The organism is Tardiphaga sp. 768_D3_N2_1 (assembly GCF_052076105.1).
Lineage (GTDB): Bacteria > Pseudomonadota > Alphaproteobacteria > Rhizobiales > Xanthobacteraceae > Tardiphaga.
In genome coordinates, this window is the sequence record NZ_CP197245.1 from 5,218,422 (window position 1) to 5,240,967 (window position 22,546).

The 22,546-nt window shown below is 61.9% G+C and carries 21 protein-coding genes; 9 read left to right on the forward strand and 12 right to left on the reverse strand.

The features are described 5' to 3' along the window. Positions 1 to 51 precede the first annotated feature (51 nt). Positions 52 to 1,278, forward strand: a complete 1,227-nt coding sequence (gene fabB, locus AB8A27_RS24500; RefSeq protein ID WP_115032220.1) for a beta-ketoacyl-ACP synthase I — start codon at positions 52 to 54, stop codon at positions 1,276 to 1,278. 5 nt (positions 1,279 to 1,283) lie between these two features. After that, positions 1,284 to 2,090, forward strand: coding sequence for an enoyl-ACP reductase FabI (gene fabI, locus AB8A27_RS24505; RefSeq protein WP_441244140.1), 807 nt, complete (start codon positions 1,284 to 1,286; stop codon positions 2,088 to 2,090). A gap of 6 nt (positions 2,091 to 2,096) precedes the next feature. Here fabI and AB8A27_RS24510 read toward each other — a convergent pair whose 3' ends face one another. Beyond that, the gene (locus AB8A27_RS24510) at positions 2,097 to 2,702 is read right to left on the reverse strand and encodes a glutathione S-transferase family protein (RefSeq protein ID WP_441244141.1); all 606 of its coding nucleotides are present in this window, start codon (positions 2,700 to 2,702) and stop codon (positions 2,097 to 2,099) included. A gap of 233 nt (positions 2,703 to 2,935) precedes the next feature. Continuing rightward, the gene (gene katG, locus AB8A27_RS24515; RefSeq protein ID WP_441244142.1) at positions 2,936 to 5,140 is read right to left on the reverse strand and encodes a catalase/peroxidase HPI; all 2,205 of its coding nucleotides are present in this window, start codon (positions 5,138 to 5,140) and stop codon (positions 2,936 to 2,938) included. A gap of 237 nt (positions 5,141 to 5,377) precedes the next feature. Here katG and AB8A27_RS24520 point away from each other — a divergent pair, with 237 nt between their 5' ends. Next, positions 5,378 to 6,283 carry a LysR substrate-binding domain-containing protein gene (locus AB8A27_RS24520; RefSeq protein WP_441244143.1) on the forward strand — a complete coding sequence of 302 codons (906 nt, stop codon included), beginning with the start codon at positions 5,378 to 5,380 and terminating at the stop codon, positions 6,281 to 6,283. A gap of 74 nt (positions 6,284 to 6,357) precedes the next feature. Here AB8A27_RS24520 and AB8A27_RS24525 read toward each other — a convergent pair whose 3' ends face one another. The 6 genes from AB8A27_RS24525 to ccmA form a co-directional block, all read right to left on the reverse strand. Beyond that, positions 6,358 to 6,750, reverse strand: coding sequence for a ComEA family DNA-binding protein (locus tag AB8A27_RS24525; protein ID WP_441244144.1), 393 nt, complete (start codon positions 6,748 to 6,750; stop codon positions 6,358 to 6,360). Positions 6,751 to 6,981: 231 nt separating this feature from the next. Beyond that, a complete protein-coding gene (locus AB8A27_RS24530; RefSeq protein ID WP_441244145.1) occupies positions 6,982 to 7,560 on the reverse strand; it encodes a DsbE family thiol:disulfide interchange protein in 579 nt (192 codons plus the stop codon). Continuing rightward, entirely contained in the window at positions 7,557 to 7,736 is a 180-nt protein-coding gene (ccmD, locus tag AB8A27_RS24535; RefSeq protein ID WP_441244146.1) for a heme exporter protein CcmD, read from the reverse strand. The genes AB8A27_RS24530 and ccmD overlap by 4 nt, the downstream gene beginning before the upstream one ends. Further along, positions 7,736 to 8,473, reverse strand: coding sequence for a heme ABC transporter permease (locus tag AB8A27_RS24540; protein ID WP_441244147.1), 738 nt, complete (start codon positions 8,471 to 8,473; stop codon positions 7,736 to 7,738). Before AB8A27_RS24540 ends, ccmD begins: the two co-directional genes overlap by 1 nt. A gap of 137 nt (positions 8,474 to 8,610) precedes the next feature. Further along, entirely contained in the window at positions 8,611 to 9,285 is a 675-nt protein-coding gene (gene ccmB / locus AB8A27_RS24545; protein ID WP_441244148.1) for a heme exporter protein CcmB, read from the reverse strand. A 235-nt stretch (positions 9,286 to 9,520) separates the two neighbouring features. Continuing rightward, positions 9,521 to 10,123, reverse strand: a complete 603-nt coding sequence (gene ccmA / locus AB8A27_RS24550; RefSeq protein WP_441245011.1) for a heme ABC exporter ATP-binding protein CcmA — start codon at positions 10,121 to 10,123, stop codon at positions 9,521 to 9,523. A gap of 228 nt (positions 10,124 to 10,351) precedes the next feature. Here ccmA and acnA point away from each other — a divergent pair, with 228 nt between their 5' ends. The 3 genes from acnA (at position 10,352) to AB8A27_RS24565 (ending at position 14,749) form a co-directional block, all read left to right on the forward strand. Next, the gene (gene acnA / locus AB8A27_RS24555) at positions 10,352 to 13,069 is read left to right on the forward strand and encodes an aconitate hydratase AcnA (protein WP_441244149.1); all 2,718 of its coding nucleotides are present in this window, start codon (positions 10,352 to 10,354) and stop codon (positions 13,067 to 13,069) included. A gap of 168 nt (positions 13,070 to 13,237) precedes the next feature. Next, positions 13,238 to 13,990: a DUF1223 domain-containing protein gene (locus tag AB8A27_RS24560; protein WP_441244150.1), complete on the forward strand. Its 753-nt coding sequence runs from the start codon at positions 13,238 to 13,240 to the stop codon at positions 13,988 to 13,990. A gap of 396 nt (positions 13,991 to 14,386) precedes the next feature. Beyond that, complete coding sequence (locus tag AB8A27_RS24565; RefSeq protein WP_089263291.1) at positions 14,387 to 14,749, forward strand: DUF2794 domain-containing protein; 363 nt, start codon at positions 14,387 to 14,389, stop codon at positions 14,747 to 14,749. A gap of 16 nt (positions 14,750 to 14,765) precedes the next feature. On the opposite strand, the gene AB8A27_RS24570 is transcribed toward AB8A27_RS24565, so the two are convergent. From AB8A27_RS24570 to AB8A27_RS24585, 4 genes are all read right to left on the reverse strand, one after another. Then, a complete protein-coding gene (locus tag AB8A27_RS24570) occupies positions 14,766 to 15,290 on the reverse strand; it encodes an N-acetyltransferase family protein (RefSeq protein ID WP_441244151.1) in 525 nt (174 codons plus the stop codon). A gap of 82 nt (positions 15,291 to 15,372) precedes the next feature. Continuing rightward, on the reverse strand, positions 15,373 to 16,161 hold the full coding sequence (locus AB8A27_RS24575) for a Bax inhibitor-1/YccA family protein (RefSeq protein ID WP_441244152.1): 789 nt from the start codon (positions 16,159 to 16,161) through the stop codon (positions 15,373 to 15,375). A 312-nt stretch (positions 16,162 to 16,473) separates the two neighbouring features. Further along, positions 16,474 to 19,044 (reverse strand): ABC transporter permease, encoded by a 2,571-nt coding sequence (locus AB8A27_RS24580; RefSeq protein WP_441244153.1) that lies wholly within the window; start codon positions 19,042 to 19,044, stop codon positions 16,474 to 16,476. A 4-nt stretch (positions 19,045 to 19,048) separates the two neighbouring features. Continuing rightward, the gene (locus AB8A27_RS24585) at positions 19,049 to 19,789 is read right to left on the reverse strand and encodes an ABC transporter ATP-binding protein (RefSeq protein WP_441244154.1); all 741 of its coding nucleotides are present in this window, start codon (positions 19,787 to 19,789) and stop codon (positions 19,049 to 19,051) included. Between the two features lie 61 nt (positions 19,790 to 19,850). On the opposite strand from AB8A27_RS24585, the gene AB8A27_RS24590 reads away from it, so the two are divergent. The 3 genes from AB8A27_RS24590 to zapE all read left to right on the forward strand — a co-directional run bounded on the left by AB8A27_RS24590 (position 19,851) and on the right by zapE (position 22,498). Next, positions 19,851 to 20,495: an arylesterase gene (locus AB8A27_RS24590; protein ID WP_441245012.1), complete on the forward strand. Its 645-nt coding sequence runs from the start codon at positions 19,851 to 19,853 to the stop codon at positions 20,493 to 20,495. Positions 20,496 to 20,711: 216 nt separating this feature from the next. Further along, the gene (gene thpR, locus AB8A27_RS24595) at positions 20,712 to 21,248 is read left to right on the forward strand and encodes an RNA 2',3'-cyclic phosphodiesterase (protein ID WP_115032200.1); all 537 of its coding nucleotides are present in this window, start codon (positions 20,712 to 20,714) and stop codon (positions 21,246 to 21,248) included. A gap of 65 nt (positions 21,249 to 21,313) precedes the next feature. Then, entirely contained in the window at positions 21,314 to 22,498 is a 1,185-nt protein-coding gene (gene zapE, locus AB8A27_RS24600) for a cell division protein ZapE (protein WP_441244155.1), read from the forward strand. The last annotated feature ends 48 nt before the right edge of the window (positions 22,499 to 22,546 follow it).

Here is a 22,546-nt window from a genome sequence, read left to right on the forward strand (position 1 = left end):
AGGGGGCGACCGCCAGTTCCACAACAACGTAGTTCAAAGGGCGAGGCGATCATGAGGCGGGTTGTCGTCACGGGGATGGGCATTGTCTCATCTATCGGAAACAACACTCAGGAAGTGCTTGCGAGCCTCCATGAGGCAAAGTCGGGCATCACGCGCGCCGACAAATATGCAGAGCTCGGTTTCCGTTCGCAGGTGCAAGGCGCACCGACCATCAATCCGGCCGATGTGATCGACCGCCGCGCCATGCGGTTCCTCGGCGAAGGCGCCGCATGGAATCATATCGCCATGGAACAGGCGATCCAGGACTCCGGCCTCGAAGAGTCCGATATTTCCAACGAGCGCACTGGCATCATCATGGGCTCGGGTGGACCTTCCGCACGCACCATAGTCGAAGCCGCTGACACTACGCGCACAAAGGGTCCGAAGCGCGTCGGCCCGTTCGCTGTGCCGAAGGCCATGTCCTCGACCGCTTCTGCGACGCTCGCCACCTGGTTCAAGATCAAGGGCGTGAACTATTCGATCTCATCCGCCTGCGCGACCTCGAACCACTGCATCGGCAATGCCTATGAGATGATCCAGTGGGGCAAGCAGGACGTCGTGTTTGCTGGCGGCTGCGAGGAACTCGACTGGTCACTCTCGGTGTTGTTCGACGCCATGGGTGCGATGTCATCGAAGTATAACGATACGCCCTCCACCGCTTCACGTCCCTATGACGTGAGCCGCGACGGCTTTGTCATCGCCGGCGGCGCCGGCGTCGTCGTTGTCGAAGAACTCGAGCACGCAAAAGCACGCGGCGCCAAGATCTACGGCGAGATCATCGGTTACGGTGCCACTTCGGACGGTTACGATATGGTCGCGCCGTCGGGCGAAGGCGCAGAACGCTGCATGAAGATGGCACTGGCCACCACCGGCGGCATCAAGATCGACTACATCAACCCGCACGCGACGTCGACGCCTGCTGGCGATCCGCCGGAAATGCAGGCGATCCGCAACGTGTTCGGTACCGGCGAGAAATGCCCGCCGATCTCGGCGACCAAGGCCCTCACCGGCCATTCGCTCGGCGCTACCGGCGTACAGGAAGCTATCTATTCGCTCCTGATGATGAATAACGGCTTCATCTGCGAGAGCGCCAACATCACCGAACTCGACCCAGTATTTGCGGACATGCCGATAGTGCGCAAGCGCATCGACAATGTGAAGGTCGGCACCGTGCTGTCGAACTCCTTCGGCTTCGGCGGCACCAACGCCACGTTGGTGTTCAAGCGGATGGATGCGTAAGCCCAATGTCAGGATTGATGCAGGGCAAGCGCGGACTGATCATGGGCGTCGCCAATGATCATTCAATTGCATGGGGGATCGCCAAAGCACTGCATGCGCAGGGCGCCGAACTGGCTTTCACCTATCAGGGCGATGCGCTCGGCAAGCGCGTCAAACCGCTCGCAGAATCTCTCAATGCGGATTTGATACTGCCCTGCGACGTCGAGGACATCGCCAGCGTCGACGCGACCTTTGCTGCGATCAAGGAGAAATGGGGTGGCCTGGATTTCCTGGTCCACGCCATCGGCTTCTCCGACAAGAACGAACTCAAGGGTCGCTACGCGGACACCACGCGCGCCAATTTCTCGCGCACCATGGTGATCTCCTGCTTCTCCTTCACCGAAGTCGCCAAGCGCGCGTCGGAGATCATGAAGCCCGGCAGCGCCATGATCACGCTGACTTTCGGCGGATCAACCCGCGTGATGCCGAACTACAATGTGATGGGCGTCGCCAAGGCTGCGCTCGAAGCTTCGGTACGCTATCTCGCATCGGACTTCGGCCGTCAGGGCATTCGCGTCAATTCGGTGTCTGCCGGGCCTGTGCGCACACTGGCCGGCTCGGGCATCGGCGATTCCCGCGCGATGTTCGCATTCCAGCAGAAACATTCGCCGCTCGGCCGTGGCGTGACGCTGGAAGAGCTCGGCGGCACCGCGCTGTATCTGCTGTCGGACCTGTCCGGCGGCGTGACCGGCGAAACGCATTTCGTCGACTCCGGCTACAACATCATCTCTATGCCGCATCCGGATGCGCTGAAGGCGGACGCAGGCGAGTAGTTCGCCTTACGTCTTCTCCCCTGATGCAAATTCCATCGCGCGCTGGAAGGCCGGACGGGCGCTACAACGATCGAGATAACGCTCGAACGCCGGGCGCGACGGCACCATCTTGAAATTGCGCACGGCAAAGTTCAGTCCTGAACCGATGGCGACATCGGCCGCAGAGAATTGTGCGCCGAGAATCCATGGACCTTCATCAAGCGCGGCTTCGAGCACATCGAACACGCGCTGCGCATCGCCCCAACCCGCGGCCACCGGATTCAGCTCCATCTTGGTCGCGATTTGTGCGATCGCCGGTTCGATACAGCCCGGCGCAAAGAACAGCCAGTAGAGATATTTCGCGCGATGCGAGTCGCCGAGTGGAGGTGCCAGCTTCGCTTCGGGATAGCGCTCGGCCACATAAGCACAGATCGCCGCGGCCTCGGCCATGGTCGCGTCGCCGTCCTGCAGAGCGGGAACCTTGCCCATCGGATTAACCGTGAGGAATTCCAGCGACCTCTGCGCACCGGTGGTGATATCGATCAGCACGCGCTCATAGGCAACGCCGGTTTCCTCCATCAGCCAAAGCGCGGTGAACGAGCGCGAGCGCGGCGACCAGTAGAGTTTCATCATCGCAATGTCCTCCGGCAGAATGTTTTACTATTTGTGCGAGGATTCGGAGGATCGTGCAAGGTGACCGCCACGCGTGATGAAGCACGAACTGCGGCGTTTACTGGACAGCCTGTTCCAACCACGCAATTGCGTGCCAGGCCGGACGATGACAGTTGAGCGCGATGCGGCGCGACAAGAAAAAGCCCCCGCGACATGGTCGCGAGGGCTTTCACATTCACGATGGCAGGCCGAGATTACTCGGCCGCCTGCTGCAGCGGCTTCTGGACGAGATCGAAGCGATCCGCGTTCATCACCTTCACCCACGCCCTGACGAAATCCTTCGCGAACTTCTGCTTGGCGTCGGCGCTTGCATAGACTTCCGCGAAGGCACGCAGTTGCGAGTGCGAGCCGAAGACGAGATCGGCGCGTGTGCCCGTCCACTTGACTTCGCCGCTCTTGCGATCACGCCCCTCATACACGTTGTTCGAGCCATCGACTGCCTTCCACTCCGTGCTCATATCGAGCAGGTTGACGAAGAAGTCGTTGGTGAGCGTCTCTGGCGCCTTGGTGAAGACACCACGCACGGACTGCCCGGAATTCGCACCGAGCACGCGCAAGCCGCCGACGAGAGCCGTCATTTCCGGAGCGGTCAGCGTCAGCAACTGCGCGCGATCCACCAGGGATACTTCGGCCGGCACAGCAGACGTGCCCTTGAGGTAGTTACGGAAACCATCCGCCACCGGTTCCATGACCTCGAAGGATTCCACATCGGTTTGCGCCTGCGAGGCGTCGCCGCGTCCCGGAGAGAACGGAACGGTCACATCAAGACCAGCATCCTTCGCGGCTTTCTCGACCGCCGCGCTGCCGCCGAGGACGATCAGGTCGGCAAGCGAAACCTGCTTGTCACCGGATTGCGCCGCGTTGAACTCCTTCCGGATCTTATCGAGCGCCTGCAATACTTTCGCCAGCTGAGCCGGCTGGTTGACCTCCCAGTCCTTCTGGGGAGCCAGACGGATGCGCGCGCCGTTGGCACCGCCACGCTTGTCGCCGCCACGGAAGGTGGAGGCCGACGCCCAGGCCGTGCTTACCAATTCGGACACGGTCAGACCCGATGCCAGCAGCTTGGCTTTGAGCGCAGCGACGTCAGCGTCATCAATCAACGGATAGTCGACAGCGGGGATTGGGTCCTGCCAGATCAACTCTTCCTTGGGCACTTCCGGACCGAGATAACGGACGCGCGGTCCCATATCGCGATGGGTCAGCTTGAACCAGGCGCGGGCGAAAGCCTCGGCGAAAGCCTGCGGATTCTGCAGGAAGCGGCGCGAAATTTTCTCATAGGCCGGATCCATACGGAGCGACAGATCCGTCGTCAGCATGGTCGGCTTGTGCTTCTTCGATGAATCGTGCGCGTCAGGGATGACGGCCTCTGCATCCTTGGCTTCCCACTGGATGGCGCCGCCGGGGCTACGGGTCTGCACCCATTCATACTTGAACAGGTTCTCGAAGAAGAAGTTGCTCCACTGCGCCGGCGTCTGCGTCCAGGTGACTTCGATACCGCTGCCGATGGCGTCTGCACCGGAGCCGGTGCCGTAATTGCTGGCCCAGCCGAGGCCCTGCGCTTCGAGGCCGGCCGCTTCCGGCTCCGGACCCTTGTGAGACTCGGGTGCAGCGCCATGGGTCTTGCCGAAGGTGTGACCGCCGGCGATCAGCGCGACGGTTTCCTCGTCGTTCATCGCCATGCGCTTGAAGGTCTCGCGGATGAAGGCGGCGGCGGACACCGGATCGCCGTTGGCGCCCGGGCCTTCCGGATTGACGTAGATGAGGCCCATCTCGGTGGCGCTCAGCGGAGCTTCGAACTTGTCCAGCGTGCGGTGGGACAGCCACGATGTCTCGGAGCCCCAGTTCACGTCCTGATCAGGCTCCCAGACGTCGGCACGACCGCCTGCGAAACCGAAGGTACGAAAACCCATGGTCTCCAGCGCCACGTTGCCGGTCAGGATCAGCAGGTCGGCCCACGAGATCTTGTTGCCGTACTTCTGCTTGATCGGCCACAGGAGGCGGCGTGACTTGTCGATGTTAACGTTGTCGGGCCAGGAATTCAGCGGAGCGAAACGCTGCTGACCGCGACCGCCGCCACCGCGGCCATCGCTTAGCCGGTAGGTGCCGGCAGCGTGCCACGACATGCGGATGAACTGCGGACCGTAATGTCCGAAATCAGCCGGCCACCAATCCTGCGAATCGGTCATCAGCTTGCGCAGGTCGTTTTTCAACGCCTCGTAATCGAGCTTCTTGAATTCCTCGGCGTAGTTGAACGCAGCGCCCATCGGATCGGACAGCGACGAGTGCTGGTGGAGAATCGACAGGTCCAGCTTGTTCGGCCACCAGTCACGATTGGCCCGGGCAGCGGGGGCATGCGCAACGGGGCACTTGCCAGCGCCGTTCTCATTCGTCGTGTCCATCAGTCTCTCCTTCTGGCTGTTTGGAATAAGAGCCGTCCCAGGCAACACCGACACGCCGGATCGCCACCAAAAACCCGCTCAGATTTTCCAAAAGCTGTCTAATTTCAACTATCTGCCGAATTCCTCGACGAGCCTGGCGCTCACCCTAATCGGATTTCGTGACGGGAGATTGGAAGAATTCTTAGATCAGGTCCAGTCGAATTGTCTTCGCCCCGCGATCAGTTTAACTGATGGACCATGATTACGCTCCGTCAGCTCCGCTATCTCGCCGCCCTCGCCAAGCACGGCCATTTCGGCCGCGCGGCCGAGGCCTGCAACGTCACTCAGCCTGCATTGTCGATGCAGATACGCGATCTCGAACGGACACTGGGCGTCCAGGTGGTGGAGCGCCGACCCGGCGAAGTGATGCTGACCGATGTCGGGCGTGAGGTCGCGCGGCGGGGGGAGGATGTATTGGCTGCGTCGCGCGACTTGGTAGACTTTGCGCGCCACCGCGGCGGGCTTCTCACGGGGCGACTGACGCTCGGCGTGATCCCGTCGCTGGCGCCGTATCTGCTGCCCCGGATCCTGCCGGCGCTGCAAAAGCAGTTTCCGGAATTGCGGCTGGAACTGCGCGAAACCCAAACCAGGCAACTCGTCGACGACATCAAATCGGGTGCGCTTGATGCCGCGATGCTGGCGCTGCCGCTCGGCGAGCCGGAAATCGACACCGCCAAGCTGTTCGACGACCTGTTTCTGCTCGCGGTGCCGGCGGATGATCCACGCCCCGCCGACAAACGCGTCAAGGCGATGGAGATCGACCAGAGCCGGCTGATCCTGCTGGAAGACGGTCACTGCCTGCGCGATCAGGCGCTGGCCTTCTGCGCCACCGCGGCGCGTGGCCGCCAGTCCGGCGGCAACGGAATGGCCTTCGCTGCGTCCAGCCTCTCGACGGTGATGCAAATGGTCGCCAGCGGCTATGGCGTGACGTTGATCCCGCAGATCGCCGCCGATGTCGAACAACGCGACCAGCGTGTCAAATTCCTGCGGCTGGAGAATCCGCAGCCCGGGCGGACCATCGGCCTCGCCTTCCGCAAGACATCACCGCGCAAGGCGGATTTCGCCGCGCTGGGCGATGTGGTGAAGGACAGCGTGATCGGCTGATACGATCGCCCGCAATGAAAAACGCACCGGCGCGGTCGCGCCGATGCGTTTCCAGATCGGTAAAGCAACCGCGCTCAGCTCTTCTGCTTGGCGATCACCTTGTCCTTGATGCCATCATAGGTCTTCTCGGGCACGATCTTCTTCTGCACGAGTTCGTCCTTACCCTTATACGGACGGCCTTTGACGATCGCCGCCGAATAGGCCTTGCCGATACCCGGCAACGCCTCGAGCGCTTCGACGCTGGCGGAGTTGAGATCGAGCAGCTCGACCTTGGCTGACGCGGCTCCCGTGGTACCCGCGGCAGGCGACGTCTTGGTGGCGGACGGTGCCATCTTGGAATCCGCGGGAGCCATCTTGCTGGCAGGCGCGGGAGCTGTCTGCGGTGCCTGCGCCATCGACGGCGCGGATGCGAGCAGACCGAGGGTAAGAGCGGCAGCGGTCAATGTAGCAAGCTTGAAATGACGCATCGGTTTGTCCCTCCAAGGACGGTTTAAGTAACACGATCAAGCTAGCTGCGGATTCATGGCGGTGCCGTGGCGCGAAAATGAACCGCAGATAAAAGCTGAAATTTATTTTGGTAGTTAACTGGTAGTCGGCGGAGACCTGACGCCGAAGAGACGCACTGACGCCGTCTCAAGTCATATGATGTCGCCCCATCCCTGGAGACACGCAAGGCGCTCCCCGATGAGGCCGGTATTTTAACTTCCCGCCTGCAGCGCCTTGTCGATCTCGACCTTCAACACACGCTCATAATTCTCCTGCGTGATGCCACCGACCATCTTGTAGGCAATGCGGCCGTCGCGACCGACGATGAAGGTTTCGGGCACGCCATAGACGCCCCATTCGATCGCGGCGCGACCATTGCCGTCGACGCCGACGATGCCGAACGGATTGCCGTAACGGCCAAGAAAGCGGCGCGCGTTGTCCGGCGCGTCCTTGTAGTTGATGCCGACCAGTTGCAGCCGTTTGTCCTTGCCGAGCTCCGTCAGCAGCGGCGCCTCCTCGTGACACGGCACGCACCACGACGCCCAGACATTGACGAGACTGACCTTGCCCTTGAACGCTGCGGGATCAAGCCCCGGGACCGGTGCGCCGCTATCGGTGAGCCCTTCCAGCGCGGGCAACGCCGTCTGCGGCGCGGCGCGGCCAATCAATGCAGAGGGAAGTTTCGCAGGGTCGGCCCCGAGCCGAAACCAGAACAGCGCCGCCAGCGCGGCGAAGACCAGCAGAGGCAGCGCTAGCACCCAGCGGCGCTTCGGAGTGGCTTGTGTGGTCATGTGAGGTCCGTCGCACCACGACCCGAGCGCCGTGCCACGCCAGAAGACTCCATCTCGTGCAACCGTGCTCTAACGCGACGGTGATCGATGGCGATCCACACGATGAGGATCAGCACCACCGCTGCGACCAGTGCATAGGACGTGACGATGAAGGATGCGTAGGGACCGAGCGCCATCACGGGAGTGCCACCGGCTTTGACGCCTGCAACATCTGCAGCGCGCGCAAACGACGCCGCAGGATCTCGTTACGCATGGCAGCGAGATGCAACGTGATGAACAGCAACGAGAACGCCACCGCCATTACCAGCAGGGGAATTAGAAACGATTTGTCGAGCGACGAGCCGCCCATCTTCATCACCGAAGCCGGCTGATGCAGCGTATTCCACCAATCAACCGAGAACTTGATGATCGGGATATTGATCGCGCCGACCAGCGTCAGCACCGCAGCGGCGCGCGCCGCCCGCGATGGGTCTTCGACGGCACGCCACAGCGCGATCAGGCCGAGATACATCAGAAACAGAATGAGCACCGAGGTGAGCCGTGCGTCCCACTCCCAATAGGTGCCCCACATCGGCCGGCCCCACAGCGAACCCGTGACCAATGCGAGAAAGGTGAAGGCCGCGCCGATCGGCGCCGCCGCCTTGGCTGCAACATCGGCGAGGGGATGCCGCCACACCAGCGTGCCCAGCGATGCCACGCTCATGACGCCCCAGACGAACATCGATAGCCAGGCATTCGGCACATGGATGAACATGATCTTGACGGTGGCGCCCTGCTGATAGTCATCCGGGGCCATGGCCGACTGATACAGGCCGATTGCGAGCAGAACGGCCGTCGCGATCGCGAACCACGGCAGGATGCGTGTGGCGAGCGACAGAAACCGGGTCGGATTGGCGAGTTCGGTCAGCGTCATGGCACTTCCAATAGTCGCGGCTCCGTCCGCGATCAATGCAACTTATTCTCGTTCAATACCGCTCGCGACGAGTTGACCCAAGTCAATCGAGCGAAGTCAATCCAGTGTCTCAGCCCGTCGTGATTGTTCCAACCGCCTTAATCCAGTCCATGCCGCAGGCTCGCCGCCGCCGCAAAAGGCCCGATCACGAGGCTCGCCAGCGATAGCGCGCAGAGAATGGAGAACGGTGTCGAAAAAGTCAGCGTTCCCTGCTCGAGGATGGCGGCATTCGACGCCGCGACGCCGAAAATCAGCACCGGGATCGACAACGGCAACGCCAGCACCGCCAGCAAGAGCCCTCCACGCTGCAGCGTCACCGCCAGGGCGGCGCCGATCATGCCGGTGAAGGTCAGCGCTGGTGTACCCGCCAGCAGCGTCAGCGCCACCGCCAACGTCGCCCGACCGTCCAGATTGAGCAGCAGCCCCAGCACTGGCGTCGCGACGATCAGCGGCACGCCTGCGGCCAGCCAATGTGCGAGAGCCTTGGCGGCGCAGGCGAGTTCCAGTGGCGTCCGACTCATCAGAATGAGATCCAGCGAGCCATCGTCGTGATCGGCGGTAAACAGTCTGTCCAGCGTCAGCAAGCTCGCAAGCAGCGCCCCGAGCCACAGGATCGCCGGCCCCAGCCGTGCCAGCAGTGCGAGATCCGGCCCCAGCGCGAAGGGCATCAACACAACGACGGTAAGGAAGAACAGCACGCCGATCAGCGCGCCGCCGCCAACCCGGACGGCAATGCGGATGTCGCGCCGGATGAGGGAGGACAGGGCGGTCATGAGGGACGAATCCGAAGCCACGAGCGCTGCACGTCCCCTCCCCCCTTGCGGGGGAGGGTTAGGGAGGGGGGTAGCCCCACACGCAATCGCTCGTGACCGCAAATAATTGCTGTTGCCACGCCGGAAAATAATCGAGGGGCGGTCGCCCGCTGCCACCCCCCTCCCCGGCTCTCCCCCGCAGGGGGGGAGGGAGTACATCGCGCGGAGCGTGGCTCCAGTTGCAAGATTGCTCCCCTCACGCCTCGCCCCCGATCCGCAATTCGCGTGCATCGATCCCAAGCGGACCATGGGTCGCGGCGATAACCAGGCCGCCCGATGCGAGATGATCAGTCATCAGCCCCGCAAACACCCGCTGGCTGGCCAGATCAAGCGCCGCGGTGGGCTCGTCAAGCAGCCAGATCGGCCGGCGGACGGCCAGCAATCGCGCAATCGACAACCGCCGGCGTTGACCGGCCGAGAGAAAGCCCGCGGGCAACGCTGCAGCATGAGAGAGGCCCACCGCTGCAATACACGCGGTTGGATCGACCAGCGTGCCGCCGAGAAATTCCGCCCAGAAGGTCAGGTTCTCCGTCACCGTCAAAGCCGGCTTCATGGCATCGCGGTGGCCCAGGTAATGCGCCTGTTCGGCAACCGTCATCTCGCCGTCACTACCCTCGAGGGTGATGGCGCCCTCGGCCGGCACCAGAAGGCCGGCGATCAGACGCAAGAGCGAGGTTTTGCCCGCCCCGTTAGGCCCGACAACAGCCACCGCCTCGCCTGCCAGGGCATTGAAATCGAGTCCGGCAAAAACTTCACGGCCGCCTCGCACGCATCGCAAATTGCGCCCCGAGAGCCGCATCATAATCCTTCCATGGCCTTCCAATTGGATCAGAAGTCGCGCGGCGTTGTTGCATCATTTCGCAAGGCTGCAAACGATTGTCGATATGGCAGCATCTCTAGAAAGATTCTATAAGCCGGAACTTGATGCAGCACACAATCGGCGCCTGCAAGCAAACTGGCTCTCTCCGCAGACGGTGCCTTGATACCTCATGCCGGGTATCAGTCAACTGAATTGGGATCCCCTCACATGACATCGCTCGACAGCTTCAAATGCCGGAAGACGCTCAAGGTTGGCGCCAAGACTTATGTTTACTACAGCCTGCCGCTCGCTGAGAAAAACGGTCTGACGGGCATTTCGAAACTGCCTTACTCGATGAAGGTGCTGCTCGAAAACCTGCTGCGCAACGAGGACGGCCGCACCGTCAAGAAAGACGACATCGTCGCGTTCTCGAAATGGGTGAAGAAGCGCAAGCTCGAGCATGAAATCGCGTTCCGTCCCGCCCGCGTGCTGATGCAGGACTTCACAGGGGTCCCGGCCGTGGTCGACCTCGCGGCGATGCGTAATGCGATGCAGGCACTGAAGGGCGACCCGAAGAAGATCAACCCACTGGTCCCCGTCGATCTGGTCATCGACCATTCGGTGATCGTCAACTTCTTCGGTGACAACAAGGCATTCGGCAAGAACGTCGCCGAAGAGTACAAGCAGAACAAGGAACGCTACGAGTTCCTGAAGTGGGGCCAGAGCGCCTTCTCGAACTTCTCCGTGGTGCCGCCCGGCACAGGCATCTGCCACCAGGTCAATCTCGAATATCTCGCCCAGACCGTCTGGACGAAGAAGCAGAAGATGACTGTCGGCAAGAAGACCGCGACCTTCGAGGTCGCCTATCCCGACACGCTGGTTGGTACCGACTCGCACACGACCATGGTCAACGGCCTCGCCGTGCTCGGCTGGGGCGTCGGCGGCATCGAGGCGGAAGCCGCGATGCTTGGCCAACCGCAGTCGATGCTGCTGCCTGACGTGGTCGGCTTCAAGCTGTCGGGCGCGCTCAAGGAAGGCGTCACCGCCACCGACCTCGTGCTCACCGTCACCCAAATGCTGCGCAAGCAGGGCGTCGTCGGTAAGTTCGTGGAATTCTATGGTCCCGGCCTCGACGCCATGTCGGTCGCCGACAAGGCGACGATCGGCAATATGGCGCCGGAATATGGCGCGACCTGCGGCTTCTTCCCGGTCGATGCCGCCACTATCGATTATCTGAAAACGTCGGGCCGCAAGACCGCGCGTGTCGCACTGGTGACTGCTTATGCCAAGGCGCAGGGCCTGTACCGCACCGCCAAGTCGCCCGATCCGGTCTTCACCGAAACGCTGAAGCTGGACCTTGGTGACGTCGTGCCGTCGATGGCAGGCCCGAAGCGCCCGGAAGGCCGCGTCGCACTGCCAGCGATCGCAGAGGGTTTCGCCACGGCGCTCGCCGCAGAATACAAGAAGCCCAATGCCGACGAACGCTTTCCGGTTGAAGGCAAGAATTTCGATCTCGGCCATGGCGACGTCGTCATCGCCGCCATCACCTCCTGCACCAACACGTCGAATCCGAGCGTGCTGGTGGCTGCCGGCCTGCTCGCACGTAACGCCGTTGCCAAAGGCCTGAAAGCAAAGCCGTGGGTGAAGACCTCGCTGGCGCCGGGCTCGCAGGTCGTTGCCGGATATCTGGCCGATTCGGGCCTGCAACTCGACCTCGACAAAGTCGGCTTCAATCTGGTCGGCTTCGGCTGCACCACTTGCATCGGCAATTCGGGCCCGCTGCCGGAAGAGATCTCGAAGACCATCAACGATAACGGCATCGTCGGCGCCGCCGTGCTCTCGGGCAACCGCAACTTCGAAGGCCGCGTCTCGCCGGACGTGCAGGCGAACTATCTCGCCTCGCCGCCGCTGGTCGTTGCCCATGCGCTCGCCGGCACTGTGACCAAGAATCTCGCGGTCGAGCCGATCGGAGAAGGCAAGGACGGCAAGCCGGTCTATCTGAAGGACATCTGGCCGACCTCGAAAGAAGTGAACGCGATCATCAAGAAGTACGTCACCTCGACGATCTTCAAGAAGAAGTATGCTGACGTGTTCAAGGGTGACGCCAACTGGCGCAAGATCAAGACGGTCGAGAGCGAGACCTACAAGTGGAACATGAGCTCCACTTACGTGCAGAACCCGCCCTACTTCGAAGGCATGAAGAAGGAGCCGGAACCGACCACCGACATCATCGATGCACGCATCCTGGCCCTGTTCGGCGACAAGATCACCACCGACCACATCTCGCCGGCCGGTTCGATCAAGCTCACTTCCCCCGCGGGCAAATATCTGTCGGAGCACCAGGTGCGCCCCGCCGATTTCAACCAGTACGGCACGCGCCGCGGCAATCACGAAGTGATGATGCGCGGCACCTTCGCCAATATCCGCATCAAGAACTTCATGCTGCAGGGCGCCGACGGCAACGTGCCTGAAGGTGGCAACACCAAGCATTGGCCGGACGGCGAGACGATGTCGATCTACGACGCCGCGATGAAGTATCAGGCCGAGCAGGTGCCGCTGGTCGTGTTCGGCGGTGCCGAATACGGCAACGGTTCGTCGCGCGACTGGGCGGCCAAGGGTACACGCCTGCTCGGCGTTCGCGCCGTCATCACCGAGAGCTTCGAGCGTATTCACCGATCCAATCTGGTTGGCATGGGCATCCTGCCGCTGACCTTCGAGAATGGTTCGTCGTGGAAGAAGCTTGGCCTCAAAGGCGACGAGAAGGTCACGATTCGCGGCCTCACCGGCGAGATCAAGCCGCGCCAGCAGATGGTGGCGGAAATCGTGTCGGCCGATGGCTCACTCCACAAGGAGACGCTGCTCTGCCGCATCGATACGCTGGACGAGCTCGAATATTACCGCAACGGCGGCATCCTGCATTACGTGCTGCGTCAGCTCGCAGCCTGACGCCCGTGCGGGGTGTGACGTAGTGCCTCACCGCGAAGTGAGTGGCTAGTGAACAGAAGGCGGCCTATGAAAAGGTCGCCTTCTGGCGTTTGGGGGCTTGAACGTGTTAGCGACACCAATGTGCGACACCGTCTGTTATGTGTCCCACCTCGAGCGTAGCAAAACCTCATGAAATCCTTTGGCGGCATATCGCAGTGGACTGGCGCGCTCAGCGTGTGCGCCGCCATTGCAGCGAGCGGTAGCGCGCTGGCCCAGCCCCGGGCGGTGGTGGAGCTCTTCACCTCACAGGGTTGCTCGTCCTGCCCGCCTGCCGACAAAATTATCGGCGACCTCGCCAAAGACCCGTCCGTGATCGCATTGAGCATGCCGATTGACTACTGGGACTATCTCGGCTGGAAGGATACGCTGGCGGACTCGCGTTTCAGCGCGCGGCAGAAAGCCTATTCGCAGATGCGCGGCGATCGCGACGTCTACACGCCGCAAGTCGTCGTTAACGGCGCCACTCAGGTGATCGGCAGCGATGCCGATCGTATCCAGGGCGCTATCAGCGAAACCAAGAAAGGCGCCGTGATGACGGTGCCGGTGTCGATGTCGGTTTCCGGCAAACACGTCAACGTTTCCGTTGCCGCATCGAGCAATGCGCCCGATACAGCGCATGGCGAAGTCTGGATCTGCTCGGTGTCGAAGGCTGTGCCGATTACAGTCGGTCGCGGCGAGAATCGCGGCAAGCAACTGACCTATTACAATGTCGTCCGGAACTGGCTGAAGGTCGGTGACTGGACCGGCAACGCCGCTAACTGGACGCTGCCGCTGGAGAACATTTCCAGAGATGGCGTCGATGCCGCTGTCGTCTATGTCCAGGATGGCACGCGTGACAAGCCCGGCGCGATGCGCGGCGCGGCGTATACGTCGCTGCAGTAGGTTTTTCAAAACTCTGGAATCGTTGCTCTGTTTTCACAGGCAGAGCTACGCCGTTTTGAGAGATCGTCGCCGCTGACCGGCTATTGCCGAAGCACCCACCAAAAAGAAAAGGACCAACTTGCGTTGGCCCAGTGGGGATTAACTTCCTGCGCAGGGTCCGATCCCAACGACCGCGGGGGGCTGGGGGCTGAGGAATCCGAGACCGGAAGAACCGGACCCGACGCAGTATCTTCTTGTCGCAATCCAGAAGGGCGCCCGATGGGCCAAAATTTGGCGGCAATAAGATTCACCTGACGTTCCCGTGACGGGAAATTTCTACCGCTGGGCCCGCGGATCGGCCCTTGCAGAGGGCCTCAGTCGGCGCGATCATGTCGGGGATATGACAGGAGGCGCCGCATGAATGTGATTCCGGGAGATACTGAGCCCACCGAGAATCGCGCGGCGACGGGCTCTGCCGCCGCCGCGCCCGTCGTCAGCTTCAATCGCCTTGAACTCAGCCGCATCCTCAACCTGTACGGCCGTATGGTCTCCGACGGCGAGTGGCGCGATTACGCCATCGACTTTTTGCGCGACCGCGCGGTGTTCTCGGTGTTCCGCCGCTCGTCGGAAGTGCCGCTCTATCGCATCGAGAAAGATCCGCGACTGGCGCGCAAGCAGGGCATGTATAGCGTCATTTCAGCGAGTGGCATGATCCTGCGCCGCGGCCAGGAACTCGACCGCGTGCTCCTGGTGATCGATCGCAAGCTGGCGGTGGTGTAAATCGATTCGCAGAGCGTCAGGGCAGCGTGCGGGCGCCCTCGCCAAGTGCGAGCTGCATCGAGACGGTATCAAGCCAGCGACCGAACTTGAAACCGACATCGGGATGTACCCCGACCATCTGAAAGCCGGCATTGCGATGAACTGCGATGGAGCCGGCATTGGCGCTGTCACCGATCACGGCAACCATCTGGCGGTAGCCGCGGCTCTCGCATTCGGCGATCAGCCGCGCCAGAAGTTTGCCACCAACGCCCCGCCGCTGGGCTTTGGGATCGAGATAAATCGAATTCTCGACGGTAAAGCGATAGGCCGGTCGCGGGCGATGTGCGCTGGCATAGGCATAGCCGACAACCCGGCCTTCCAACACAGCCACGAGATACGGATAGCCTCCGCTCATCAGCGCCTCGAAACGCCGCGTCATCTCGGCCAAATCTGGCGAGACCAGTTCGAACGTGGCCGTGCCGAACTGCACCGCCTCGTCATAGATCGCGGTGATCGCGGGCAGATCCGCCGCGACTGCGGGCCTGATTTCAATATCGGACATAGGATAGAGACTATTTTTGCCCGACCCAAAAGAAAAGCCCCGGCTTTTGGCCGGGGCTAAGATCTTCCTGATGTCCTGAAACTTATTCGCGCTGTCCGAGCAGCTGCAGCAGCAGCGTGAACAGGTTGATGAAGTTCAAGTAGAGCGACAGGGCACCGGTGATTGCCGCGCGCTCGGCAATGTCTCCGCCCTGCGAGGCGTAACCGTAGATGTAGTCGTTCTTCAGGCGCTGGGTGTCGTAAGCGGTGAGACCCGCGAAGATCAGCACGCCAACGACCGACACGATGAACTGCAGCATCGACGAAGCGACGAAGATGTTCACGACGCTCGCGATGATGATGCCGAACAGGCCCATCAGCAGGAACGAGCCCATACCGGTCATGTCACGCTTGGTGGTGTAACCATAGAGGCTCAGCGCACCGAACGAGGCCGCGGTGATGAAGAACACCCGCACGATCGACGTGTGCGTGTACACGAGGAAGATCGACGACAGCGAGATGCCCATCAGAGCCGAGAACGCCCAGAACAGCATCTGCGCGGTGGCCGGCTTCAGCCGGTTGATGCCGAACGAGATGGCGAACACCATGACCAGCGGCGCCAGGATGAACACCCACTTCAGCGGGCTCACGAACATCGCGTAGCCGAACGGTGTCAGGTAGGAGCTGCCGATCCGGGCAGCGGCGCCCGACGGATCGGTGGTGACAGCCGCCATGTACACGCCGAGAGCAGCCAGGCCGGTGATGGCCAGACCGATCGTCATGTAGTTGTAGATGCGCAGCATATACGAGCGCAGTCCGGCATCCACGGCAGCGGCATCGCGCGCGCCGGCCCGGCCGAAGGGGGAAGCATAGTTACGGTCTAGATCCGACATGGTCGAAACCTCGATGTTGTCCGGCTGATCGCAAAGGGTTCGCGTCGCCGGTTCGAATTGTATCCCAGATATCTGCACTTCCTGACACTTAATTCGATTTCATAAAAAATCGATGTCATCTGCGCTCGGTATCTGACCCATAGGGTATGTGGTAAACTAACACATTCGCTGCAAGCTTCCACGCGTGGCGGAATGTCGCTCCGATTTACATTCAGGCAACCTGGTAAACTTTCAGCCTGGCGCAAGCTTGGCGATTTCTCAGCCATTTTGCACGAATCAGCCTGCGCAAAGGCCGCTTCGTGTCAAAACAGGTCACAAATTCCGTAACACGGTGGCGGGCTTCTGGTTCAAGGCTACCAACGTACCCGCCAGACCGAGCCCCACTGTGACAATAAGCGCCGCCAGTACCACGCCAGCGGCGCTGCCCGCCTGCCAGACGAAGCTGAGCGACATCAGACGCGTGATGATCAGCCAGGCCGCCACCGAGCCAGCGATGACACCGAAGACAGCCGTGGCCAGGCCGATCATCAGATATTCGAGCGCATAGGCACCGAGCAGCCCCGCGCGCGTGGCGCCGAGGGTCTTGAGGATCACGGCGTCATAGACGCGATGCCGGTGACCGGCGGCCAGCGCGCCGCCGAGCACCAGGATAGCCGAGAGCAGCGTGACCGCGCTGGTGCCACGGATCGCAAGGACGAGGTTGGTGACCACACTCCCGACGGTGTCGAGCGCTTCCCGCACCCGGACGGTGGTGATCATCGGGAATGCGTCGGCCACCGCCTTGACCAGACTGGCATCCTGGGACGGATCAGACTTCGGTTCGGTCAGCGTGGCGATATGAGTATGCGGTGCACCACGGAAAGTATTGGGCGAGAAAACCAGCACGAAATTGATGCCGAGGCTCTGCCAGTCGACGGACCGCATGTTACCGATCCTGGCGGTGATGTCGCGGCCGAGCACGTTGACGGTGACCTCGTCGCCGAGCTTGAGCCCGAGCCCGTCGGCTAGCTTCTTCTCGAACGAGACCAGCGGCGGACCGCTATAGTCGGGCGCCCACCATTCGCCCTCGACCAGCTTGGAGCCGCGCGGAACCTCGTTGGTGTAACTGAGGCCGCGGTCGCTCTGCAGCACCCATTCGGCATCGGATGACGGCTTGAGGTCTTCTGCCTTGACGCCGCGCGCGGCGACGATCCGGCCGCGCAACATCGGCACATCCTCGACCGTCGATTGCGGCTGCTTCTCCTTGAGAAACGCGCTGAAGCGGTCGGCATCGGTGGAGGGAATATCGATGAAATAGAACGACGGAGCTTTCTCAGGCAGTGCCGCCATGAACTGCCGGCGCAGATTGCCGTCGATCTGGGTGACGGTCACCAGCACTGTCAAACCCAGCCCGAGCGACATCACCACGGATGGTGTCAGCGCGCCCGGCCGGTGGATATTTGCGATGGCGAGCCGCAGCATGGTCATACTCGGACGCGGCAATTTGCGCGTAAAAGCCATCAATGCGCCGGCGATACCGCGCAGCAAGGCGAACACGACCATCGACGACACCACGAATACGGAGGCGACGCGCTTGTCGTAGGCAAGCCCGACCACGACCGCGATCAGCACGCCGACCACGAGTGCCATCCAGAGCATGTAGCGGAGCTTCGGCCGGTGCGATTCCGTCAGCGCCGCGTCACGAAACAGCGCCGCAACCGGCACGTCATGCACACGTGCCAAGGGCCACAGGCCGAAGGCTAGCGCGGTCAGCAGCCCGTACAACAGCGACAAGGCCAACTCGCCAAGATGAAGCGCCGGCACCACCGGCAGCGGCAGCAGCTTGCCGAACAGGCCGACGATGACGAACGGCAGGGACGCGCCAACCACCAGGCCGATCAGCGAACCGATCACCGCCAGCACCAGCACCTGGGTGAGATAGATCGCGAACACGTCGCGGCCGGTGGCCCCAAGTGCTTTCAGCGCTGCGATGACGTCGCGGCGACGATCGATATGGCTTTTCACGGCATTGGCGACACCGACGCCGCCAACCAGCAGTGATGCGAGGCCGACCAGAGTGAGAAATTGGGTGAAGCGCGTAATGGTGCGCTCGAGTTGCGGCGACGCATTATCCCGCGAACGGATTTCCCAGCCTGCCTGCGGCAGTTGGGCCCGCGCATCGTCGGCCAGCGCCTTGGCTGCACGGTCGCCAGAGACCTCGTCCGGCAGGCGAACACGGTAAATCCAGCGCACCAGGCTGCCTGGCTGCAGAAGCTGGGTGGCTCGCAGGGCATCCTCGCTGGCGAGGAAGCGCGGCGCGAAACCGACGCCGCCCGCGAGCTTGTCCGGCTCGGCTGAGATCTCGCTGCGAATCTGGAACGTGGCATTGCCGACCGTGAGGCGGTCACCGACCTTGAGGCTAAGCCGCGCCATCAGGGTCGCATCTGTCGCAGCCCCAAACGCGCCGTCGCGTTCGGCGAGCAGATCACTCATCGGCATGTCTGGCGCCAGGGTCGCCTTGCCAAGCAAGGGATAACTGCCATCGACCGCCTTGATCTCGACCAGCGCAAGATTGCCATCCGGCGCGCGCGCCATGCCGCGCAGCGTTGCGGCAACCGACACCGCGCCGCGTGAGCGCAGAAAGGCGAGCTCTTCCGGTTTGGCCTCGCGCTGCATCAGCGAGAATGCGACGTCACCGCCGAGCAACGTGCGGCCTTCGCGCGCCACGCCCTCTCCGAGACTGGCCGCAACTGAGCCAACGCCGGCGATGGCCATGACTCCCAGCGCGATACAGGCGATGAAAACGTAGAAACCTCGCAGGCCGCTGCGCATTTCACGGAAAGCATAGCGCAGCGCCAGCGACGGGCCGCGGCTATTGGGGACGGTATCGGTGATGGTGGCCATCGGATCAGGCCGTCTCGACCCAGTTACGCTCGGTAGCGGGACCATCGATCCGGCCTGAACGCAATCGCACCACGCGGTCGCAGCGATGCGCCAGCGTGTTGTCGTGGGTAACCAGCACCAGCGTCATGCCGCGCTGGGCGTGCTGCGCGAACAGCAGATCGACGATCTGACCACCGGTGGATTCGTCGAGATTTCCGGTCGGCTCGTCGGCGACGAGGATCGCGGGATCCGGCGCCAATGCGCGCGCCAGCGCAACACGCTGCTGTTCGCCACCAGAAAGCTGGGTTGGATAGTGATGCAGACGGGCACCGAGACCGACCGCTTCCAGCTCGCGCGCCGCACGGCCGGCCGGATCTGGATGACCGGCCAATTCCAGCGGCACCGCGACGTTCTCCAGCGCCGTCATGGTCGGGATCAGGTGAAAGGACTGGAAGACGATACCGACATGACGGCCACGAAACCGCGCCAATCCGTCCTCATCGAGATCATTGAAAGAGGTGCCGTTGACCACCACCTGACCTGAGTCAGGACGTTCCAGCCCCGCCATCACCATCAGCAGCGTGGACTTGCCGGAGCCCGACGGGCCGATCAGCCCGATCGCTTCACCCGATCCGACGCGCAGGCTGATATCCTTGAGGATATGCACGCGTGCGGCACCGGCGCCGAGCGAGAGGTTGATGTTCGAGATTGAAATGGTGTCCGGCGAAACGCCGGCCAATGATGAGGCTTCAATGAAAGTATCCATGCGAGCTTCATATGGCACTTCGTTTGCGGCGGTCGAGGGGCTGCTGCGCATGTTTATGTGGCTGGTCGTTGCTGGGCTGATGGTCGCACTTCCGATCCGCTCCGCCACGGCACAGGCAGCCAGTACCAGCGCGGGCAAGCCGATCAAGCTGGTCGTGCTCGGCGATTCCCTGAGCGCCGGCTACGGGCTGCCGGCCGCGGCCGCATTTCCGGTCCGGCTGCAAAAGGCCCTGAAGGACAAGGGGATAGAGGTCGAGATGATCAATGCTGGTGTATCCGGAGATACCACCTCCGGCGGGCTCGGTCGGCTTGACTGGTCGATCCCGGAGGGAACGCATGGCGTGATCGTCGAACTCGGCGCCAACGATGCGCTGCGCGGCACCGATCCGAAAGTCCCGCGCGCGGCACTGACCGAGATTCTGACCCGACTGAAAGCGCGCAACATATCTGTACTTCTCTGCGGCATGGTAGCACCGCCGAACTACGGTGCCGATTATGCGGAAAAGTTCAATTCGATCTATCCGGATCTGGCCAGGCAGTTCGGCGTACCGCTCTACCCGTTCTTCCTCGAAGGCGTCGCCGGGGACAGCAAACTCAACCAGGCCGACGCGATGCATCCGACTGCCGACGGCGTCGACATCGTCGTGAAAAATATCCTGCCCAGCGTCGAGGCATTTGTCGGCGCGATCGCTGGGCAACGCAGTTGAGAAACAGGCAGTCTCAACCTTAATGACGGTTTTTCACGGAACCTTCATGCACCGACCGCGGCATCTGCTTCGCAGAGTCACATAGATCGGGTACAAAAAAGACATCGGTGATTCGTCACCGGCTCGTTTGTTCGGGCATGATTTTCGCCGAGAGGTGCAAGCACGTGGTGCCACACCTTTCGGCGAAAATCGCGCCCCGGCAAAGAGGAGCTGACTATGCCGCGTTTGTTCGCCGGACTGGAGATACCAGCCGAGATCGGCCAGACATTGGCCAATTTGCGTGGCGGCCTGCCAGGCGCACGCTGGATCGATCCCGAAAATTATCATGTCACGTTGCGCTTCATCGGCGACATCGATGGCGTTTCCGCCAACGAGATCGCCTATCTGATGTCGCGTGTGGAGCGCAGACCCTTCGAGGTCGCCGTGCGCGGCCTGTCGAGCTTCGGCGGCAAGAAACCCCGCGCTGTCGTCGCCTCGGTTGATCCGAGCCGCCCACTGCTTGAACTGCAGTCCGAACTGGAACGCCTGGTGCGCCGCTGCGGACTCGAGCCGGAAGGCCGCAAATTCACACCGCATGTCACACTGGCCCGGTTACGCGATTCCTGCGACCGCGACGTCGCAGACTATCTGTCGGTGCGCGGCTACTTCCCGACGAAGATCTTCACCGCCTCGCGCTTCGTGCTGTTCTCGTCGCGGGCGTCCACGGGCGGAGGCCCTTATCTGGTCGAGGATTCCTACGCACTCTGTGCATGAGCGCATATCCCCTTCGACCAATTCGCACCTTGCATTTTCCGGGCACATGGGGCCGTTAGGGCCCCATGTCGTCCAGCCCTCCGAAATCCTTCCGCGAACAATATCAAGCCCTCGTTGCCTCCGGCGCCATCGAGGCTGACCCGGCGCAGGCCGGCGCCGTCGAGGCCATCGCAGCGCTCGATGCTGCGCTGTCCACCTATAAGCCACCGCGCAAGCAGGGCTTCTTCGGACGCCTGTTCGGCGACAAGGATATGCAACCGCCGCGCGGTCTTTACGTCCATGGCGAGGTTGGTCGCGGCAAGACCATGCTGATGGACCTGTTCTTCGAAGCCAGCGCGGTCGCGCATAAGCGTCGCGCTCATTTCCATGAGTTCATGGCTGACACCCATGAGCGCATTTATAATTTTCGCCAGAAAATCGCGAGCGGCGAGATTCCCGAGGGCGACGTCATCGCGCTGACGGCGAATTCGATCTTCGACGAAGCCTGGCTCCTTTGCTTCGACGAATTTCACGTTACCGACATCGCCGACGCGATGATCCTCGGCCGCCTGTTCGCGCGACTGTTCGAACTCGGCACCGTCGTCTTCGCCACATCCAATGTCGAACCCGTCAATCTCTACAAAGGCGGCCTCAACCGCGCATTGTTCCTGCCCTTCATCAAGCAGATCGAAGACCACATGGACGTGCGCAAGCTGGATTCGCGCACCGATTTCCGTATGGAAAAGCTGGTCGGTGTGAAGAGCTGGTTGGTGCCGGACGACGACGCATCCAAAGCTGCGCTCGATGCGGCTTGGGCGAAGCTCACCGGCGGTGCGCCTGGCAGATCACGCGATCTTGCGGTGAAGGGACGTAAGCTGCATGTGTCACTGGAAGCACAGGGCGTCGCGCGCTTCACCTTCAACGATCTGTGCGAGAAGCCACTCGGCGCGTCAGATTATCTCAAGCTCGCGCACGAGTATCACACGCTGTTCATCGAGCACGTGCCGATGATGGACTATGCCAATCGTAACGCGGCCAAGCGTTTCATTTCACTGATCGATACGATGTATGACAATGCAGTGAAACTAATGGCGACCGCTGCAGCTGAACCGCCGGACCTCTATTCGGCGACCGAGGGCGTCGAAAAGTTTGAATTCGTGCGCACGGCCTCGCGCCTGTTCGAGATGGGCTCTGAAACATATCTGGCCCTGCCCCATGGCCGCAGCGATTCCACCGCATCAGGCGCCACCACCGGCCTGGTCGAAACCTGACACGCGCGATCGGATCGATATCAAAGCGGAATCGGTACTTTCGCGAGC

Excerpts from the sequence above, each read along its gene's own strand:
- ccmD (WP_441244146.1), bottom strand. The coding sequence starts at position 7,736 with ATGGCGCTCGGTCCCTACGCATCCTTCATCGTCACGTCCTATGCACTG.
- AB8A27_RS24560 (WP_441244150.1), top strand. The coding sequence starts at position 13,238 with ATGAAATCCTTTGGCGGCATATCGCAGTGGACTGGCGCGCTCAGCGTG.
- katG (WP_441244142.1), bottom strand. The coding sequence starts at position 5,140 with ATGGACACGACGAATGAGAACGGCGCTGGCAAGTGCCCCGTTGCGCAT.
- ccmA (WP_441245011.1), bottom strand. The coding sequence starts at position 10,123 with ATGCGGCTCTCGGGGCGCAATTTGCGATGCGTGCGAGGCGGCCGTGAA.
- ccmB (WP_441244148.1), bottom strand. The coding sequence starts at position 9,285 with ATGACCGCCCTGTCCTCCCTCATCCGGCGCGACATCCGCATTGCCGTC.
- acnA (WP_441244149.1), top strand. The coding sequence starts at position 10,352 with ATGACATCGCTCGACAGCTTCAAATGCCGGAAGACGCTCAAGGTTGGC.
- zapE (WP_441244155.1), top strand. The coding sequence starts at position 21,314 with ATGTCGTCCAGCCCTCCGAAATCCTTCCGCGAACAATATCAAGCCCTC.
- AB8A27_RS24565 (WP_089263291.1), top strand. The coding sequence starts at position 14,387 with ATGAATGTGATTCCGGGAGATACTGAGCCCACCGAGAATCGCGCGGCG.
- fabI (WP_441244140.1), top strand. The coding sequence starts at position 1,284 with ATGTCAGGATTGATGCAGGGCAAGCGCGGACTGATCATGGGCGTCGCC.
- AB8A27_RS24525 (WP_441244144.1), bottom strand. The coding sequence starts at position 6,750 with ATGCGTCATTTCAAGCTTGCTACATTGACCGCTGCCGCTCTTACCCTC.
- AB8A27_RS24585 (WP_441244154.1), bottom strand. The coding sequence starts at position 19,789 with ATGGATACTTTCATTGAAGCCTCATCATTGGCCGGCGTTTCGCCGGAC.
- AB8A27_RS24520 (WP_441244143.1), top strand. The coding sequence starts at position 5,378 with ATGATTACGCTCCGTCAGCTCCGCTATCTCGCCGCCCTCGCCAAGCAC.
- AB8A27_RS24570 (WP_441244151.1), bottom strand. The coding sequence starts at position 15,290 with ATGTCCGATATTGAAATCAGGCCCGCAGTCGCGGCGGATCTGCCCGCG.
- fabB (WP_115032220.1), top strand. The coding sequence starts at position 52 with ATGAGGCGGGTTGTCGTCACGGGGATGGGCATTGTCTCATCTATCGGA.
- AB8A27_RS24510 (WP_441244141.1), bottom strand. The coding sequence starts at position 2,702 with ATGATGAAACTCTACTGGTCGCCGCGCTCGCGCTCGTTCACCGCGCTT.
- AB8A27_RS24530 (WP_441244145.1), bottom strand. The coding sequence starts at position 7,560 with ATGACCACACAAGCCACTCCGAAGCGCCGCTGGGTGCTAGCGCTGCCT.
- AB8A27_RS24575 (WP_441244152.1), bottom strand. The coding sequence starts at position 16,161 with ATGTCGGATCTAGACCGTAACTATGCTTCCCCCTTCGGCCGGGCCGGC.
- thpR (WP_115032200.1), top strand. The coding sequence starts at position 20,712 with ATGCCGCGTTTGTTCGCCGGACTGGAGATACCAGCCGAGATCGGCCAG.
- AB8A27_RS24540 (WP_441244147.1), bottom strand. The coding sequence starts at position 8,473 with ATGACGCTGACCGAACTCGCCAATCCGACCCGGTTTCTGTCGCTCGCC.
- AB8A27_RS24580 (WP_441244153.1), bottom strand. The coding sequence starts at position 19,044 with ATGGCCACCATCACCGATACCGTCCCCAATAGCCGCGGCCCGTCGCTG.